At 71.5% G+C, this 15824-nt stretch carries 11 protein-coding genes and 1 pseudogene; 9 read left to right on the top strand and 3 right to left on the bottom strand.

Going from position 1 to position 15824, the window contains the following annotated elements; all coding sequences use genetic code 11:
• Positions 1 to 153 precede the first annotated feature (153 nt).
• Positions 154 to 336 carry a hypothetical protein gene (locus tag ACFXGX_RS00305; RefSeq protein WP_103553378.1) on the bottom strand — a complete coding sequence of 61 codons (183 nt, stop codon included), beginning with the start codon at positions 334 to 336 and terminating at the stop codon, positions 154 to 156.
• Positions 337 to 584: 248 nt separating this feature from the next.
• On the opposite strand from ACFXGX_RS00305, the pseudogene ACFXGX_RS00300 reads away from it, so the two are divergent.
• A pseudogene (locus ACFXGX_RS00300) lies at positions 585 to 1929 on the top strand (esterase-like activity of phytase family protein).
• Between the two features lie 66 nt (positions 1930 to 1995).
• Here ACFXGX_RS00300 and ACFXGX_RS00295 read toward each other — a convergent pair.
• Complete coding sequence (locus ACFXGX_RS00295) at positions 1996 to 2598, bottom strand: hypothetical protein (protein ID WP_384782979.1); 603 nt, start codon at positions 2596 to 2598, stop codon at positions 1996 to 1998.
• 612 nt (positions 2599 to 3210) lie between these two features.
• On the bottom strand, positions 3211 to 4377 hold the full coding sequence (xylA, locus tag ACFXGX_RS00290) for a xylose isomerase (RefSeq protein WP_384782977.1): 1167 nt from the start codon (positions 4375 to 4377) through the stop codon (positions 3211 to 3213).
• A 217-nt stretch (positions 4378 to 4594) separates the two neighbouring features.
• Between xylA and xylB the strand changes: the two genes are divergently transcribed.
• From xylB to ACFXGX_RS00250, 8 genes are all read left to right on the top strand, one after another.
• On the top strand, positions 4595 to 6040 hold the full coding sequence (gene xylB, locus ACFXGX_RS00285; protein ID WP_384782974.1) for a xylulokinase: 1446 nt from the start codon (positions 4595 to 4597) through the stop codon (positions 6038 to 6040).
• 187 nt (positions 6041 to 6227) lie between these two features.
• Complete coding sequence (locus tag ACFXGX_RS00280; protein ID WP_384782971.1) at positions 6228 to 7436, top strand: ROK family protein; 1209 nt, start codon at positions 6228 to 6230, stop codon at positions 7434 to 7436.
• Between the two features lie 264 nt (positions 7437 to 7700).
• Positions 7701 to 9185, top strand: a complete 1485-nt coding sequence (locus ACFXGX_RS00275) for an APC family permease (RefSeq protein ID WP_384782968.1) — start codon at positions 7701 to 7703, stop codon at positions 9183 to 9185.
• Complete coding sequence (locus tag ACFXGX_RS00270; RefSeq protein ID WP_384782965.1) at positions 9182 to 10195, top strand: acetamidase/formamidase family protein; 1014 nt, start codon at positions 9182 to 9184, stop codon at positions 10193 to 10195. Before ACFXGX_RS00275 ends, ACFXGX_RS00270 begins: the two co-directional genes overlap by 4 nt.
• Positions 10196 to 10321: 126 nt before the next feature.
• Positions 10322 to 10924, top strand: coding sequence for an N-acetylmuramoyl-L-alanine amidase (locus ACFXGX_RS00265; protein ID WP_384782962.1), 603 nt, complete (start codon positions 10322 to 10324; stop codon positions 10922 to 10924).
• 109 nt (positions 10925 to 11033) lie between these two features.
• Positions 11034 to 12371: a GAF domain-containing protein gene (locus ACFXGX_RS00260; protein WP_384782959.1), complete on the top strand. Its 1338-nt coding sequence runs from the start codon at positions 11034 to 11036 to the stop codon at positions 12369 to 12371.
• Between the two features lie 287 nt (positions 12372 to 12658).
• A complete protein-coding gene (gene adh, locus ACFXGX_RS00255) occupies positions 12659 to 14182 on the top strand; it encodes an aldehyde dehydrogenase (protein ID WP_384782956.1) in 1524 nt (507 codons plus the stop codon).
• Positions 14183 to 14333: 151 nt separating this feature from the next.
• Positions 14334 to 15557 (top strand): metallophosphoesterase, encoded by a 1224-nt coding sequence (locus ACFXGX_RS00250; RefSeq protein WP_384782954.1) that lies wholly within the window; start codon positions 14334 to 14336, stop codon positions 15555 to 15557.
• Positions 15558 to 15824 lie beyond the last annotated feature (267 nt).

Below are 15824 nucleotides of genomic sequence, written 5' to 3'. Positions count from 1 at the left end.
GGGTCCCCCCGAGATGTGCGCCCGTCCCTGGTGGAGTCCCGTTCACCCGGCTATCGAGCGCCCCCGCGCTTTCGTCACGGGGGCCCCGCCGCTCACCGTCCGCGGTGAGCGGAGGGACGCCCGACGGACGGATCGCCGCCGGGCGGTCACTCCTCAGCGGCCGAGCTCCTTGCGGGTGACACGGCGCAGCCTGCGCCGCTGTGAGGGGTCCAGCGCCAGATACGCGGCCGCCGGAACTCCCAGCACGATCAGGAAGGCGGCCCACCAGGGCAGCCAGATCCACAGAATCAGGCCGACCGCCACACCTCCTGCGGCGATCTTCGCGTTCTTCGACATGTGTCGCCTCCTCCGCGGCTGCTGCCGCTCTCTGTCCTGAGAACGGGTCCCCGCGTCCCACGGTTCCGGACCGCGACCCTGATACGTCCCTGACGCGCACCCCCTACTCAACCCTGAGACCGCCTTCGCGTCGACAGACGCGGACCCGATGACTGTCTGACGCACGGCGTTCACCCTCGCGTCGCAAACCGTTCGACGCCGGGGCCAACTCTGGCCGCTGTCAACGAACTTGTGACCCAGGAGGCCTGATGTCCCCGCATGTCGCCGGCAAGCCGCACATCCACCGATCCGTCGCCCTGGGCGTGCCGCTCGCCATGCTGGCCGCATTCGTGCTGGCCGGCACCGCGGACGCGACGCCCGGACCGGCGCAGCCGCGCGTGACGCGCACCGCGACCCTCGGGGACATCCCGCTCGGCTCGTTCAGCAACGCGCTGCTGCCCGGCACCGTGGACGACGACCGTGGTGTCGATCTCGGCGGCATCGGCAGCGACATCTACCCGACCGGGCGCAAGGGCGAGTTCTGGACGGTCACCGACCGGGGGCCCAACGGTCAGATCAAGGTGGACGGCACGAAGCGGCGGACGTTCCCGGTTCCGGGCTTCGACCCGGCGATCGTGAAGATCCGGGTCTCTGGTGACACCGTGAAGGTGATCGACTCGATCCCGATCACCACATCGTCCGGGAAGGCGGTCACCGGCCTGTCCAACCAGGCGGGGCGCGACGAGGCACCGTACTCCTACAACGCCCAGACCCCCCTCCCCGTACAACGCGAACGGCCTGGACACCGAGGGCATCGTGCGGGCCAAGGACGGCTCGTTCTGGCTCGTGGACGAGTACAGCCCGTCGCTGGTCCACGTCTCCGCGCGTGGGAAGGTCCTCACGCGCTATGTCCCCAAGGGCCTCAAGCTGACCGGCGCGGACTACCCGGTCGTCGAGGCGCTGCCCGCCGTCCTGCTGCACCGCAAGACCAACCGCGGTCTCGAAGGGCTGGCCCAGCTCCCCGACGGTGATCTGGTGATGGCGCTGCAGAGCCCCCTCTCGCTCCCGGACGCGGACGCGGGCAACGCGTCGCGCACCACGCGACTGCTGCGCTTCTCGCCCGGGAAGCGGGCCGTGACCGCCGAGTACGCGTACCGCTTCGACGCGGTGAACGTGGTCGACCCGAGCGAGGACGACACGTCCGAGCTGAAGATCTCCTCCGTGGTGGCCGTGGGCGGCGACCGACTGCTCGTGGAGGAGCGCACCGACAAGGCGGCCCGTCTGCAGTCGGTGCGGCTCACGCGGAGCGCGAACATCCTCGGCGGCCCGTACGACAGTGACACCACGTCGCCGTCGCTCGAGCAGTTGGACGACCCTGCGTCGGCCGGCGTTCCGGTGCTCTCGAAGCGTCTGGTCGTGGACCTGGGTACCGTCGCCGGGGTGCCCGGCAAGATCGAGGGCGTCGCGCGCGTGGACCACGGCACCCTCGCCCTCATCAACGACAACGACTTCGGGATGACCGCCGGAACGGGTGCCTTCGACGCGCAGGGGCGGCTCGTGGACAGCGGTGTCGAGACGACTGTCACCTACGTGCGACTGCCGCGCGGGATCTGATCCCGGAAATCCCTCAGTGCGGTACGCGTGCGTGGACGATGGACGACGGCCACGCACGCGTACCGCTCATTTCAGCGGCCCGGTGAGCTTGTGGGTGCCCTCACCGAGGTCCGCGGCCAGGCTGCACGCGACCTTGTCGATGCCGGTCACGTAGCTCCCGGTGTCCGGGTACTGCACGAGTGTCTGGCTCACCGTGCCGGCCGCCTGGTTCGCCGCCTTTCGCTGCAGCGGGGCCTCGCACAGCGCGGACGCGGCCTTCTTGAGGGCCGCCTCCGTCGTGTAGGTGCCATTGAGCTCGGAGACCGTCACGACCTCGGCGTCGTGCGGCTGGGTGCACTTGCGCTTGGCGGCCTGTCCGGGCAGGGCGTCGTCCGCGTCGAAACAATCGCCCTTCCGGAGCAGGTAGTAGGGCACATCGTCGTCCGCGAGGGACGGGAAGAGGGATCGCAGGTCGCTGGGGACCAGCCCGGTGGGCAGATCCGAGGGAAGCGACGGCACGACACTGGGCAGGCTTGAGGGGAGCGACGGAAATCCGGACGGGAGACTCAGCGAGGGACTCGGCGACCGCCCGGTGCTCTCGGTGCTCTCGCTGGGGGACTTCTTGCCTTTGCCCCCGCCGCCCATGGCCGCCACCGCCACGGCGACGATGACGCCGACACCGACGATCACCGCGATGACGAGGAGCAGGCTGTTGCGACGCCGTCCTCCGCGGTGACCGCCGGGCCCGGACGGGGGTCCGGGCGGTGGAGGCGGTGGCCATCCACCGCCGCTGCGCCCGGGAGGCAGGCCGCCTCCTTGTTCCGGCGAACCGTAGTCCCCGGAAGGAGGCCCGTCGCCTCCCGGAGGTGGGCCGAAGCCGTCCGGTGGAGGACCGTAACCACCGGACGGCGGAGGGCCGTAGCCACCCGACGAGGGTGGGTTGTAGCCGCCAGAGGTAGGAGCCCCGTAGACGCCGGGGGAGGCCGGAGGGCTGTAGCCACCCGTCGACGGTGGGCCGTAACCCCCCGATGACGGAGGCCCGTAGCTCCCCGAACGCGGGTTTCGGGTGTCGCCCTCAAGAGGGCGTGTGTCTCCCTGCGACCGCGGAGACTGAGGCGGTTCGGGCGGCATGGCCATACCGCCAAGAGTCGCCTCGAATCCGGTCATCGCGCGACCCCCGTGCGGAAGTTGATACGGACTCATGCCATGGATCGCATGATTCCGGGAATTTCCGCACGAAGATCAGCCACCGCGGTGGACGGACCCGCCGGGGGCGGGTCCGCTCCCACAGGAGCGCTCCGCTCAGCCGCGCGCGCCCAGGAGGTGGTCCATCGCGAGCTGGTCGAGCTGCTCGAAGGCCATGCCACGAGCGGCCGCGGCTTCGACGTCGAAGTCCTCGAAGGCCGCGCGGTCGGCGAGCAGACCCGTAAGGCCGTCCGCGGCGGTGGGCATCGCGAGCTCGTGCAGACGCGAGGCGTGCAGGGCCGCCTGGACCTCGGGGTCGGCACGGAACGCGGCCGTACGCTCGCGAAGGAGCAGGTAGTTGCGCATGCAGCCCTCGGCCGAGGCCCAGACGCCGTCGAAGTCCTCGGTCCGCGGCGGCTTGAAGTCGAAGTGCTTCGGGCCCGCGTATCCGGCGCTCTCCAAGAGGTCGACCAGCCAGAACGCGGACCGCAGGTCACCCGCGCCGAACCGCAGGTCCTGGTCGTACTTGATCCCGGACTGGCCGTTGAGGTCGATGTGGAAGAGCTTGCCCGCCCACAGCGCCTGCGCGATGCCGTGCGTGAAGTTCAGTCCGGCCATCTGCTCGTGGCCGACCTCGGGGTTGACGCCGTACAGCTCCGGACGCTCAAGGCGCTCGATGAAGGCGAGGGCGTGGCCGACGGTGGGGAGCAGGATGTCGCCGCGGGGCTCGTTCGGCTTGGGCTCGATCGCGAACTTCAGGTCGTAGCCCTGCGAGGTCACGTACTCGCCGAGGAGGTCGAAGGCCTCCTTCATGCGGTCGAGGGCGACGCGTACGTCCTTGGCGGCGCCGGACTCGGCTCCCTCACGGCCGCCCCAGGCGACGTACGTCTCGGCGCCGAGCTCGACCGCCAGGTCGATGTTGCGGACGGTCTTGCGCAGCGCGTAGCGACGCACGTCACGGTCGTTCGAGGTGAAGGCGCCGTCCTTGAAGACGGGGTGCGTGAACAGGTTGGTGGTGGCCATCGGCACTTTGAGGCCGGTGGCGTCCAGGGTCTGCCTGAAGCGCTTGATGTGCGACTCGCGCTCACTGTCCGAGGACCCGAAGGGGATCAGGTCGTCGTCATGGAAGGTCACTCCGTAGGCGCCGAGCTCCGCCAGGCGCTGTACGGACTCGACCGGGTCCAGGGCGCGCCGGGTGGCGTCGCCGAACGGGTCCCTTCCCTGCCAGCCGACGGTCCACAGGCCGAAGGTGAACCTGTCATCGGGGGTGGGCTGGTAGTTCATGCCGCGGCTCCTTGCTAGCTCCGACTATTTCGTCATGGCGGTTTACAAATTAGTATGCGGACGCATCTCTGGGAAGAGACGAAGTAGGAAACCTGGTCACATCGGTCCGGGGACGAACCGCGGGATCCGGTCCGCGGCGGTCCGGACACGCCTGTGACCAGCACAAATCCCGTGACCAGCACAGATCCCGCGGAACCGCGGAAAGAGGGAGAGTCCGATGTCAGCAGCCGAGGGCCCGCTCGTCATCGGGGTGGACTCGTCCACCCAGTCCACCAAGGCGCTGGTCGTCGACGCGTCGACCGGGCAGGTGGTGGCGAGCGGCCAGGCGCCGCACACCGTCTCCACCGGGGAGGGCCGCGAGAGCGACCCCCGCCAGTGGTGGGACGCGCTCTGTGAAGCGCTGCGCCAGTGCGGTGACGCCGCGCACGAGGCCGCCGCCGTGTCGATCGGGGGACAGCAGCACGGGCTCGTGACGCTCGACGCCCACGGTGAGCCCGTACGCCCCGCACTGCTCTGGAACGACGTGCGCTCGGCGCCGCAGGCCCGTCGGCTGGTCGAGGAGCTCGGCGGCCCGAAGGCCTGGGCCGAGCGGACCGGCAGCGTGCCGGCCGCGTCCTTCACCGCCACGAAGTGGGCCTGGCTGGCCGAGCACGAGCCCGAGGCCGTCCGGGCGACGGCGGCGGTCCGGCTGCCCCACGACTACCTCACCGAACGGCTCACCGGGCAGGGCACCACCGACCGCGGCGACGCCTCGGGCACCGGGTGGTGGAGTTCCGGGAGCGAGGCGTACGACGAGGAGGTCCTCGCGCACATCGGGCTCGACCCCGCCCTGCTCCCCCGCGTCGCCCGGCCGGGCGAGGTGGCCGGGACCGTGCACGCCAGGGGTGAGCTGCCGTTCTCCAGGGGCACCCTGGTCGCGGCCGGGACCGGTGACAACGCGGCGGCCGCGCTCGGCCTCGGGCTGCGCCCCGGCACGCCGGTGGTCAGCCTCGGCACCTCGGGGACCGTGTACGCCGTCTCGACGCACCGCCCGGCCGACCCGACCGGCACGGTGGCGGGGTTCGCGGACGCGCGGGGCGACTGGCTCCCGCTGGCCTGCACGCTGAACTGCACGCTGGCCGTCGACCGGTTCGCCGCGCTGCTCGGACTCGACCGAGAGGCAGTCGAGTCCGGCTCCTCGGTGACGTTCCTCCCGTATCTGGACGGCGAGCGCACACCGAACCTGCCGCACGCCTCGGGACTGCTGCACGGACTCAGGCACGACACCACGGGCGGACAACTCCTCCAAGCCGCATACGACGGCGCCGTGCACTCCCTGCTGGGCGCCCTCGACCTGGTACTGGACGCGGACGCCGACCGTTCGGCGCCGTTGCTCCTGATCGGCGGCGGGGCTCGGGGCAAGGCCTGGCAGCAGACCGTACGCCGGCTCTCGGGTCGGCCCGTGCAGGTGCCCGAGGCCAGGGAACTGGTCGCGCTCGGCGCCGCCGCCCAGGCGGCCGGCCTGCTGACGGGCGAGGACCCGGCGGCGGTGGCGCGGCGCTGGGACACCGCCCGCGGGCCGGTGTTCGAGGCCATGGAGCGGGACGAGGAGACGCTCGCGCGGATCACCGGGGTACTCTCCGACGCGGCCCCGCTGCTCGACCGGGAGCCGAAGAGGAACTGACCAGGATCAGGCGTGCCGCCCCGGCGTGACCGGCTCTCGGCCTGGCGTCCCTGCCGCGTGAGCGGTACCGGCCGGGGCCGCCCGGTTGCCCCGCTCGACGCGGGACCGCCGGACGACACGGGCCTGCCGGACGGGGACCCGCACCGAGACAGGCCGCCGGGACGGCCGGACGAGGATTGACGGAAGCATGACCGCACCGCTGCACGAGGCCCATCCGACCGGTCCCGGCCGGCGACTGCCCGACACCCAGCAGGGCATGCGCCGCCGCAACCTCGCCCGGGTGATGCACACCGTCGGCGACGAGGGACCGCTGTCGCGTGCCGCCGTCGCCTCCCACATCGGTCTGACCCGGGCGGCCGTCTCCACTCTGGTGGACGAACTGATCCGCACGGGGCTGCTCGAAGAACTGGGCCCCGAGCGTCCCGGCAGAGTGGGACGTCCGGGCTCGGCGCTCGCGGTCAGCGGACACGGCCCCGCCGGGATCGGCGCCGAAGTGGGCGTCGACCATCTCGCGGTGTGCGCGGTCGATCTCCGCGGCACCGTGCGGGCCCATGCCGTGCGGCACGGCTCGAACCGCGGCCGGGCGGCCGGGCCCGTGGTCCAGGAACTGACGACGCTGATACGTCAGGTCGTCGCCGAAGCCGACCGTGAAGGACTGTGGCCGGCCGGCCTCGCCGTCGCCGTCCCCGGACTCGTGGCCCGTGACGCCCGGACGGTGGTCCGGGCGCCGAACCTCGACTGGCACGACATGGACCTCGGTGAGCTGCTGCCCGCCGAGTGGCCCTTGACCGTGGGCAACGAAGCGAACTTCGGCGCGCTCGCGGAGCTCTGGCTCGGTGAGGCGACCCCGCGTGACTTTCTGCACGTGTCCGCGGAGATCGGCATCGGTGCCGCGGTGCTCGTGGACGGGCAGCTCTTGCGCGGGACCCGTGGTTTCGCTGGCGAGTTGGGGCACGTACCGGTGCGCCCGGAGGGGCCGGAGTGCCCGTGCGGCGGACGCGGATGCCTCGAACAGTACGCGGGCGAGGAGGCCGTTCTGCGGGCCGCCGGTCTCGGACCGGGCGAGGACCGGGTCGGGCTGCTGTCCCGGCACGCCGCCGACGGGGATCCGGACGTACGCCGTGCCCTGCGCGACGCCGGCACCGCGCTCGGCATCGCCCTGACCGGGGCGGTCAACCTTTTGGACCCGGAGACGGTCGTGCTGGGCGGGGCCCTCGCCGGGCTGGCGCCCTGGCTGCTCCCTTCGCTCGAGGACGAGTTGGCACGGCGCACGGCGGGTCCCGCCTGCCCCGTGTCCGTTTCCCGTCTGGGGTCCGAGGGGCCGCTGCTCGGTGCGGCGCACTCGGTGGTGCGCGCGGTGCTGGACGACCCGGCGGCGGTGGCGGGCCGGTCGTAGGCGGCAGGCCACCGGATCGTCGGGCGGAACACCGGCTTGTCGTCGGCGGAACCCCTGCCTGCCGTCGGGGCCACCGGCCGTCTGAGCACGGGCGTCGGCCGAGGGGCTCCCTCTTGCGGGTGATCGCGTTGTCCACATTCGGCGGCTCGTCCACGGACTCGCGCCTGGCTCTTCCTGCCCAACAGGCAAGCGCCGTACCGTAATTCACGCGAGGCGCAGCCGTCATGCCGAGGGCTGTGTTCCGGTCGGATCGGGGGGATTCTGATGTCGGAGGAGGCGGTTCCGGGTCTGCGGCGTGAGGCGATCGGCCTGCGCGAGGTCCTGTTCCAGAGCATCACGGCGATGGCGCCGGCGGCGGCGGTCGCCGCGTCCGTCCCGTCGGGAGCCGCGTTCGCGGGCGGCAGTCTGCCGCTGTCCGTGCTGATCGCCCTGGTGGCCTGTCTGTTCACCGCGTCGTGCGTGGCCGAGCTGGCGCGCGAGATGCCCGCCGCGGGATCGGTGGCCACCTACACCGCGCAAGGGCTGCACCCGTCCGTCGGATTCCTCGTGGGCTGGGGTTATGTGTTCGTCGAAGCCCTGGTGCCGCCCCTGCTCCTGCTCCAGCTCGGGTTCACCACGGCCGGCACGCTGCATCAGGAATGGTCCTCGTATCCGGGCGACCTCTGGTGGCCCTGGTCGCTCGCGGGCGCGGCGGTCATCGCCGCGGCCGGCTACCTGGGAGTACGCGCCTCGGCCCGCTTCGGGACCGTCCTCGGCGTCTTCGAGGTGCTGGTCTTCCTCGTCTTCGCGGTGTGGCTGATCGCCAAGGCCGGCGGCGACAACACGCTGTCGGTGTTCGGGACGTCCCACACCGCCAAGGGCTACGAGGGGATCAGCGGCGTGTTCGCGGGATCGGTGTACACGGTGCTCGCCTTCGCCGGGTTCGAGGCGGCGGCCCCGCTGGCGGAGGAGACCAAGGACCCGCGCCGCACGATGCACCGGGCCGTCCTCGGCGCGGCGCTCGCCATCGGTCTCGTCTACGTCCTGACGACGTACGCCATGTCGGTGTACTTCGGCCCCGACCGGTTCGCGGGGTTCGGGGCCTCCGGCGCCGCCTCGTGGGAGGGGGTGGCTCGCGCTTCGTTCGGGCTGTTCTGGGTGCTCGTGTTCCTCGCGGTGGTCAACTCGACGATCGCCAACGCCAACGCGTGCGCCACCGTCTCCACGCGGACGGCCTTCGCGCTGGCTCGGATCCGGGTCTTTCCCGCGCTCTTCGCACGCGTGCACCCCAGACACCGCTCCCCCGTGGCCGGTGTGGCCGTGCAGTGCGCCGCCGGCGTCGCGGTCATGCTGGGTCTCGGCCTCGCGTACGACCCGGTGACCGCGTTCCTGCTTCTCGCGACCGTGATCGTCACCGTGGTGATCGGCGTGTACATCATGGTCAACCTCGCCTGCGCGGGCTACTTCCTGCGCCGCAGACGCGACTTGCTCAAACCGGTGCGGCACCTGGTGTTCCCGGTGCTCGGCATCATCGCCTTCGTTCCCGCCCTGCTGACGGCCGCCGGTCTGCCCGTCTTCGACTTCGTGACCGAGCTGACCCCGCCCGTGTCGTACGCCGGACCGGTCGTGGGTCTCTGGATGTCGGCCGGTGTCGTGATATTGATCTTCCTGCTGCGCCGCCACCCCGGGCGCATAGCCGAGACCGCCCGTGTCCACCTCGACGAGACCTCGACCACCGCCCCTTCGCAGAGCGGAGTTGTGCAGTCATGAGCGACCCCCGGATCCTGACCGTGCGCCCCACGCCGGACGAGTTCGCCTGGACGTTCGGCGGAGCGCCCCCTGTGGCACGCATCGCGCCGGCCACGGTGCTCGATCTCTACACCGAGGACTGCTTCGCCGGACGGGTGCGCTCCGAGAAGGACTTGGTCTCCGAGGTGTGCGAGTTCCCGTTCCTCAATCCGCAGACCGGCCCCTTCCATGTCGAGGGAGCGGAGCCGGGTGACACGGTCGCGGTCCACTTCGTGTCCATCGAGCCGGCCCGTGACTGGGCGGCCTCGACGACCGTCCCCCTCTTCGGCGCCCTGACCTCCACGCACACCACCGCGTCGCTTCAGCCACCGCTGCCGGAGACCGTGTGGATCTGGCAGCTCGACCGGGAGCGGCGGACCGCGCTGTTCAGCGCGCGGGACAGCGACATCCAGGTCGAACTGCCGATGGATCCGATGCACGGCACCGTGGGTGTGGCGCCCGCGAACCTGGAGGTGCGCTCCGCCCTGGTGCCCGACGCGCACGGCGGGAACATGGACACGCCGGAGATGCGCGCCGGAGTGACCTGCTATCTCGGGGTGAACGTCGAGGGCGCCCTGCTCAGCCTCGGCGACGGGCACGCTCGGCAGGGTGAGGGCGAGACCTGTGGAGTCGCGGTCGAATGCGCGATGAACACGGTGGTGATCGTCGAGCTGCTCAAGGGAGTCGCCACCCCGTGGCCGCGTATCGAGTCCGACACCCACATCATCTCGACGGGTTCGGCACGCCCCCTGGAGGACGCCTTCCGGATATCCCAGCTCGACCTCGTGCAGTGGCTGGTGCGCGACTACGGGTTCAGCCAGCTGGACGCGTACCAGTTCGCGACGCAGACGGTCGAGTCTCCCGTCGCGAACGTATGCGACACCAACTACACGTGCGTCGCCAAGTTGCGCAAGGAATGGCTGCCCGCGCGGGAGACCCATCGCGGACTGCACGCCCGACTGCGGGAGACGGCCACGGCACTCCGGCGCTGACGCGCGCTCCACGCGCGACAGACAGTGAGCCGGCACTCCGCCGTTCCCGGCACCCGCGTCGACCTGCCCGGCTCCGGGCTGCGGAGTCCCGGCCCCCACCCCCCACCGACGAAAGGCCAACTCTCCATGGAACGAGCACGGTCGTTCCCCAGCCGGCGGCGGCTGCTCAAAGGCGCGGCGCTCGCGGCCCTCCCCTACGCGCTGCTCCCCGACGTCAAGGCGACGGCGCAGCCGGCGGCGGCCTTCGACTATCCGGACGCCGAGTGGAATCCGGCCACCAGCCTCAACTACACGGCTTCCGACCGCCCCTACAGCTATGACCTCGACTATGTGGTCATCCACGTCACCCAGGCCACGTATGCCACGACCCTGTCCATCTTCCAGAATCCGCAGAAGAAGGTGTCGGCGCACTATCTCGTGCGCTCGGCCGACGGCCATGTCGCCCAGTGCGTGAGAGAGCGCGACGTCGCCTGGCACGCCGGGAACTGGGACTACAACACCAGAAGCATCGGTATCGAGCACGAGGGCTGGGTGGACCGGCCCGCCTACTTCACCGACGCGCTCTACGAGGAGTCCGCCAAGCTCACCGCCTCGATCTGCGACCGGTACGGGATCCCCAAGGACCGTGCCCACATCCTCGGTCACTACGAGGTGCCGGGCACCGATCACACGGATCCCGGGCCGAACTGGGACTGGACGCGCTACATCCGGCTCGTCAACTTCGCCTGACCAGGGGCGGCCTCGCGGCGGACCGGGCCGGACCGAGTGGGCACTCTGCGGGACGCCGAGCGGAAGGAGAGCGTCACACGGGTTGTCCAGGCCCGCACCGGGAGTGACGATGGGACCCAGTCGCATCGCCTTCCTGGAGGCCGAGTTGACCGATCCTTGGGTGGCCCTGGAACCGGGCGCCGATCCCGCCGAGCGGGTTCGGCTGATGCGCCGTGCGTACGAGTCGTTCACCGAGGCGGGCACGGTGCCGAGGCCGGTGCGTGCCGTGGTCGCCGAGTCGTGGCGGCGTTCGGCGCGGGCGGGTGTCGCTCCGGAGGGCACCGCGAGGGTGGAACTCACGGACGGGGAACTCGGTTCCTACCGGGCGGAGCATCCGCTCGCGCGGGTGATGCCGCTGTTCCGGGAGCTCATGGGGACGTTCGCGGCGGACGGGAAGCATCTGCTGGCGGTGTGCGACGCGCAGGGCCGGCTTCTGTGGGTCGAGGGCCATCCGGGGACGCGGCGGCAGGCCGGGCGGATGAATTTCGTACCGGGCGCGCGGTGGTCGGAGGCCGCGGTCGGGACGAACGCGCCGGGTACGGCGGTGGCCGTCGACCGTCCGGTGCAGGTGTTCGCGGCCGAGCACTTCATCCGGCGTGTGCAGCCCTGGACCTGTGCGGCGGCACCCGTGCACGATCCGCGCACCGGGCGGGTCCTCGGCGCGGTGGACATCACCGGCGGGGACGGGCTCGCGCATCCGCACAGCCTCGGCTTCGTGCAGGCGGTGGCGCGGGCCGCCGAGGCCCACCTGGCCCTGCTCGCACCACCGCCGGCCCTGGCCGACTCCCTCGAACTGACCGCCCTGGGGCGCGACGAGGCCCAACTGGTCACGGACGGAAGGAAGATCAGGCTCAGCCGCAGACACAGCGAGATCCTCGTGCTGCTGGCCCGGCATCCGGAGGGGCTGACGGGCGACGAATTGCAGTGCGCGCTGTACGAGGACGAGTCGGTGACGCCGGTGACCCTGCGGGCCGAGCTGGCGCGGCTGCGCAGGATCCTCGGTACCGGGCTGCTGGGCTCGCGCCCCTACCGGCTCACCCGGCCGGTCGAGTCCGATGTGGCGGTGGTGGAGCGGCGGCTCGGCAGCGGCGCGGTGACGGCGGCCGCGGCGGTCTACGCCGGGCCACTGCTGCCGGGTTCGAGGGCACCGGCGGTGACGCGGCTGCGGCGACGGCTCGCCGACGGGCTGCGTACGGCGATCATCGCCCGCCGGGACCCGGACCTGCTGGCCGACTGGGCCCGTGCGCCCTGGGGCGAGGACGATCTCGACGTCTGGCGGGCACTGTCGGCGCTGCGCCCGGCGGCGGCCGTCCACGCGCGCGTGGCGGAGCTGGAGTCCGAGCAGGCGGCACCGGCGGGCTGGGCGCACTCCACGCGCGACGGCCGGATGCGACCGCGGTCGCGCTGACGAGGCGGGCGCGGCCCGCCTGCGTGGCCGAACGGCACAAGGCGGGCGGCGGATCCGCGTCCCGGTCTCGGGCCCAGCCACGGTCAAGATCGCGGCCCCACCCGGATCCCGGATCCCGGATCCCGGCTCCCGGGATCCCGGATCCCGAGTCCTGGCTCCCGGCTCCCGGCTCCCGGCACCCGGCACCCGGCACCCGGCCCGCGCAACGTCGTTGCAACGTGCGGGTTTCTAGCCTCGCGGCGAGAGCTGCCCAACGGCGGGCAGCGCTTCTCCGGGAGGCAACCAGCATGACCCGTTACGCGGCGCCCGGCACCGAGGGCGCGATCGTCTCCTACCAGGCGCGTTACGACCACTTCATCGGCGGGGAGTACGTAGCGCCGGCTCGCGGACAGTACTTCGAGAACCCGAGCCCGTTGAACGGGCAGCCGTTCACCGAGGTCGCGCGGGGCACCGCCGAGGACGTGGAACGCGCACTGGACGCGGCACACGCGGCGGCACCCGCCTGGGGACGCACCTCTGTGACAGCCCGCGCCGACATCCTGCTCAAGATCGCCGACCGGATGGAGTCGAACCTGGAGAAGCTGGCGGTCGCCGAGACCTGGGAGAACGGCAAGCCGGTCCGCGAGACGCTGGCGGCCGACATCCCGCTCGCGATCGACCACTTCCGCTATTTCGCGGGGGCGATCCGTGCTCAGGAGGGCGCGCTCAGCGAGGTCGACGACGACACCGTCGCGTACCACTTCCACGAGCCGCTCGGCGTGGTCGCGCAGATCATCCCGTGGAACTTCCCCATTCTGATGGCGGTGTGGAAGCTCGCTCCGGCCCTGGCGGCGGGCAACGCGGTCGTCATCAAGCCGGCCGAGCAGACGCCGGCGTCCATCCACTACTGGATGAGCCTGATCGCGGACCTGATCCCGCCGGGTGTGGTGAACATCGTCAACGGCTTCGGCGTGGAAGCGGGCAAGCCGCTGGCGTCCAGCCCGCGGGTGGCGAAGGTCGCGTTCACGGGTGAGACCACCACAGGGCGGCTGATCATGCAGTACGCCTCGGAGAACATCAAGCCGGTGACACTGGAGCTGGGCGGCAAGTCGCCGAACATCTTCTTCGACGACGTGTGGGCGCAGAACGACGACTTCCGCGACAAGGCGCTCGAAGGCTTCACGATGTTCGCGCTCAACCAGGGCGAGGTGTGCACGTGCCCCTCGCGTGCTCTCGTCCAGCGCGGCAACTACGGCGAGTTCATGGAGGCGGCGGTCGCCCGCACCGAGCTCATCAAGCCCGGCAACCCGCTCGACACGGACACGATGATCGGCGCGCAGGCGTCCAACGACCAGTTGGAGAAGATCCTCTCCTACCTGGACATCGGCCGACAGGAGGGCGCCAAGGTCCTCACCGGCGGTGAACGCATCGAGCACGACGGCGAGTTGAAGGGCGGCTACTACGTCCAGCCGACGATCTTCGAGGGCGACAACCGGATGCGGATCTTCCAGGAGGAGATCTTCGGTCCGGTCGTCTCGGTGACGTCGTTCGACGACTTCGACGACGCCATCAAGATCGCGAACGACACGCTGTACGGGCTCGGCGCCGGCGTGTGGACGCGGGACATCAACACCGCCTACCGGGCGGGCCGTTCCATCCAGGCCGGCCGCGTCTGGACGAACTGCTACCACGCGTATCCGGCACACGCCGCCTTCGGCGGATACAAGCAGTCCGGTATCGGGCGCGAGAACCACAAGATGATGCTGGACCACTACCAGCAGACGAAGAACCTCCTGGTGTCCTACTCCCCGAAGAAGCTGGGCTTCTTCTAGAGCCTGAAGTCGGTTGCCTGGGGGCTTCGTCGACCTCCAGGCGACCCGACATGGGAGCAACCCCTTTCACGGCCTGGTGAACGCCCCTCCGGCCGCCCCAGGGCGACCGGATACAGTGCGCGGGATGGCCGCCTGGTCAGAGAGGGGCAGCGTGACCGACACCAGCGACACCCGACCCGCCGACAGTGCGGCGCAAGAGCCGCGGCAGAGCCGACTGCACCGCCTGATGCGCTACCTCCCCCTGATCGCCCCCGTCCTGCTGTGGGCCGTGCCCTGCTGGGTGCTCCTGTACACCGGCCAGCACTGGCCGCTGCCCGTCACGCCGGTCGGCACCGGTCTGTTCGTCGTCGGTCTCGTCGGTATGCCGCTCGCGATGGTGCGCGGCCACGGCCGGCGTCAGCAGGACCGGTTGGCGATCGTCGGTGACACCCTGCTGGGTTCGAGCTGGGTTCTGTTCACCTGGTCCGTCCTGCTCGGCGTCCTGTTGCGGCTCGTCCTGACCGTGGCCGGCGTCGGCGAGAGCCAGGACCGGGCCCGCATCGTCACTTGGGCGGTCCTCGGCGTCACCGTCGTACTGCTCGCCTGGGGGTACGCCGAGGCCCGCCGCGTGCCACGCGTGCGCCGGCTCGACGTGCAGCTCCCGCGGCTGGGCGCCGGGCTGGACGGCACGCGTGTCGTCCTCATCACCGACACCCACTACGGCCCGCTCGATCGCGCCGGCTGGTCGGAACGGGTGTGCGCGACGGTGAACACCCTGGAAGCCGACCTGGTCTGCCACACCGGCGACATCGCGGACGGCACGGCCGAACGCCGCCGCGCCCAGGCCGTCCCGCTCGGTACCGTGCGGGCCACCCGGGCCCGTGTCTACGTCACCGGCAACCACGAGTACTACAGCGAGGCCCAGGGCTGGGTCGACCTGATGGACGAGCTGGGCTGGGAGCCGCTGCGCAACCGCCATCTGCTGCTCGAACGCGGAGGCGACACCCTCGTGGTCGCCGGCGTGGACGACGTCACCGCCGAGTCCTCCGGCCTGGCGGGCCACCGCGCCCACCTCGCCGGAGCCCTGACCGGCGCCGACCCCGACCTCCCCGTCCTGCTCCTGGCACACCAGCCGAAGTTCATCGACCGGGCGGCGGCCGCCGGTATCGACCTCCAGCTCTCCGGTCACACGCACGGCGGTCAGATCTGGCCCTTCCACCACCTGGTCCGCATCGACCAGCCCGCCGTCGCCGGTCTCAGCCACCACGGCACCCGCACCCTCCTCTACACCAGCCGTGGCACCGGCTTCTGGGGCCCGCCGTTCCGCGTCTTCGCCCCCAGCGAGATCACCCTGCTCGTGCTCCGGTCCCCGCACCCGCCCACCTCGTCCCAGTAGCACCGGGCAGGCAGGAACATCCAGCGGGCGCCGTCCGCCCGTCCCGGTCGGCAGGCTCCGGCCCCCTGGTTCCCCTGGTCCCTCTGGTCCCCCTGGCCGGATTTCACACTCCGGCCGGCACAGGGCCTCCCGCTGTCACGGGCCCTCCCGTTGGCGGGGGGGGGGCGCCCCCCCCCCCCCGGGCCCCGCCCCCCCCCCGCGGCCGGGGCGCGGGGGGGGGGGGCGGCGGGGGGCGGGGGGGGGTGGGGGGGGGGGGGGGGGGGGGCC

Origin of the sequence: Streptomyces sp. NPDC059371 (assembly GCF_042751995.1) — a bacterium.
Lineage (GTDB): Bacteria > Actinomycetota > Actinomycetes > Streptomycetales > Streptomycetaceae > Streptomyces.
This window is presented reverse-complemented; position numbering and strand designations above follow the sequence as displayed.

Excerpts from the sequence above, each read along its gene's own strand:
- ACFXGX_RS00305 (WP_103553378.1), bottom strand. The coding sequence starts at position 336 with ATGTCGAAGAACGCGAAGATCGCCGCAGGAGGTGTGGCGGTCGGCCTG.
- ACFXGX_RS00270 (WP_384782965.1), top strand. The coding sequence starts at position 9,182 with ATGAGCGACCCCCGGATCCTGACCGTGCGCCCCACGCCGGACGAGTTC.
- ACFXGX_RS00280 (WP_384782971.1), top strand. The coding sequence starts at position 6,228 with ATGACCGCACCGCTGCACGAGGCCCATCCGACCGGTCCCGGCCGGCGA.
- adh (WP_384782956.1), top strand. The coding sequence starts at position 12,659 with ATGACCCGTTACGCGGCGCCCGGCACCGAGGGCGCGATCGTCTCCTAC.
- ACFXGX_RS00265 (WP_384782962.1), top strand. The coding sequence starts at position 10,322 with ATGGAACGAGCACGGTCGTTCCCCAGCCGGCGGCGGCTGCTCAAAGGC.
- xylA (WP_384782977.1), bottom strand. The coding sequence starts at position 4,377 with ATGAACTACCAGCCCACCCCCGATGACAGGTTCACCTTCGGCCTGTGG.
- xylB (WP_384782974.1), top strand. The coding sequence starts at position 4,595 with ATGTCAGCAGCCGAGGGCCCGCTCGTCATCGGGGTGGACTCGTCCACC.
- ACFXGX_RS00275 (WP_384782968.1), top strand. The coding sequence starts at position 7,701 with ATGTCGGAGGAGGCGGTTCCGGGTCTGCGGCGTGAGGCGATCGGCCTG.
- ACFXGX_RS00260 (WP_384782959.1), top strand. The coding sequence starts at position 11,034 with ATGGGACCCAGTCGCATCGCCTTCCTGGAGGCCGAGTTGACCGATCCT.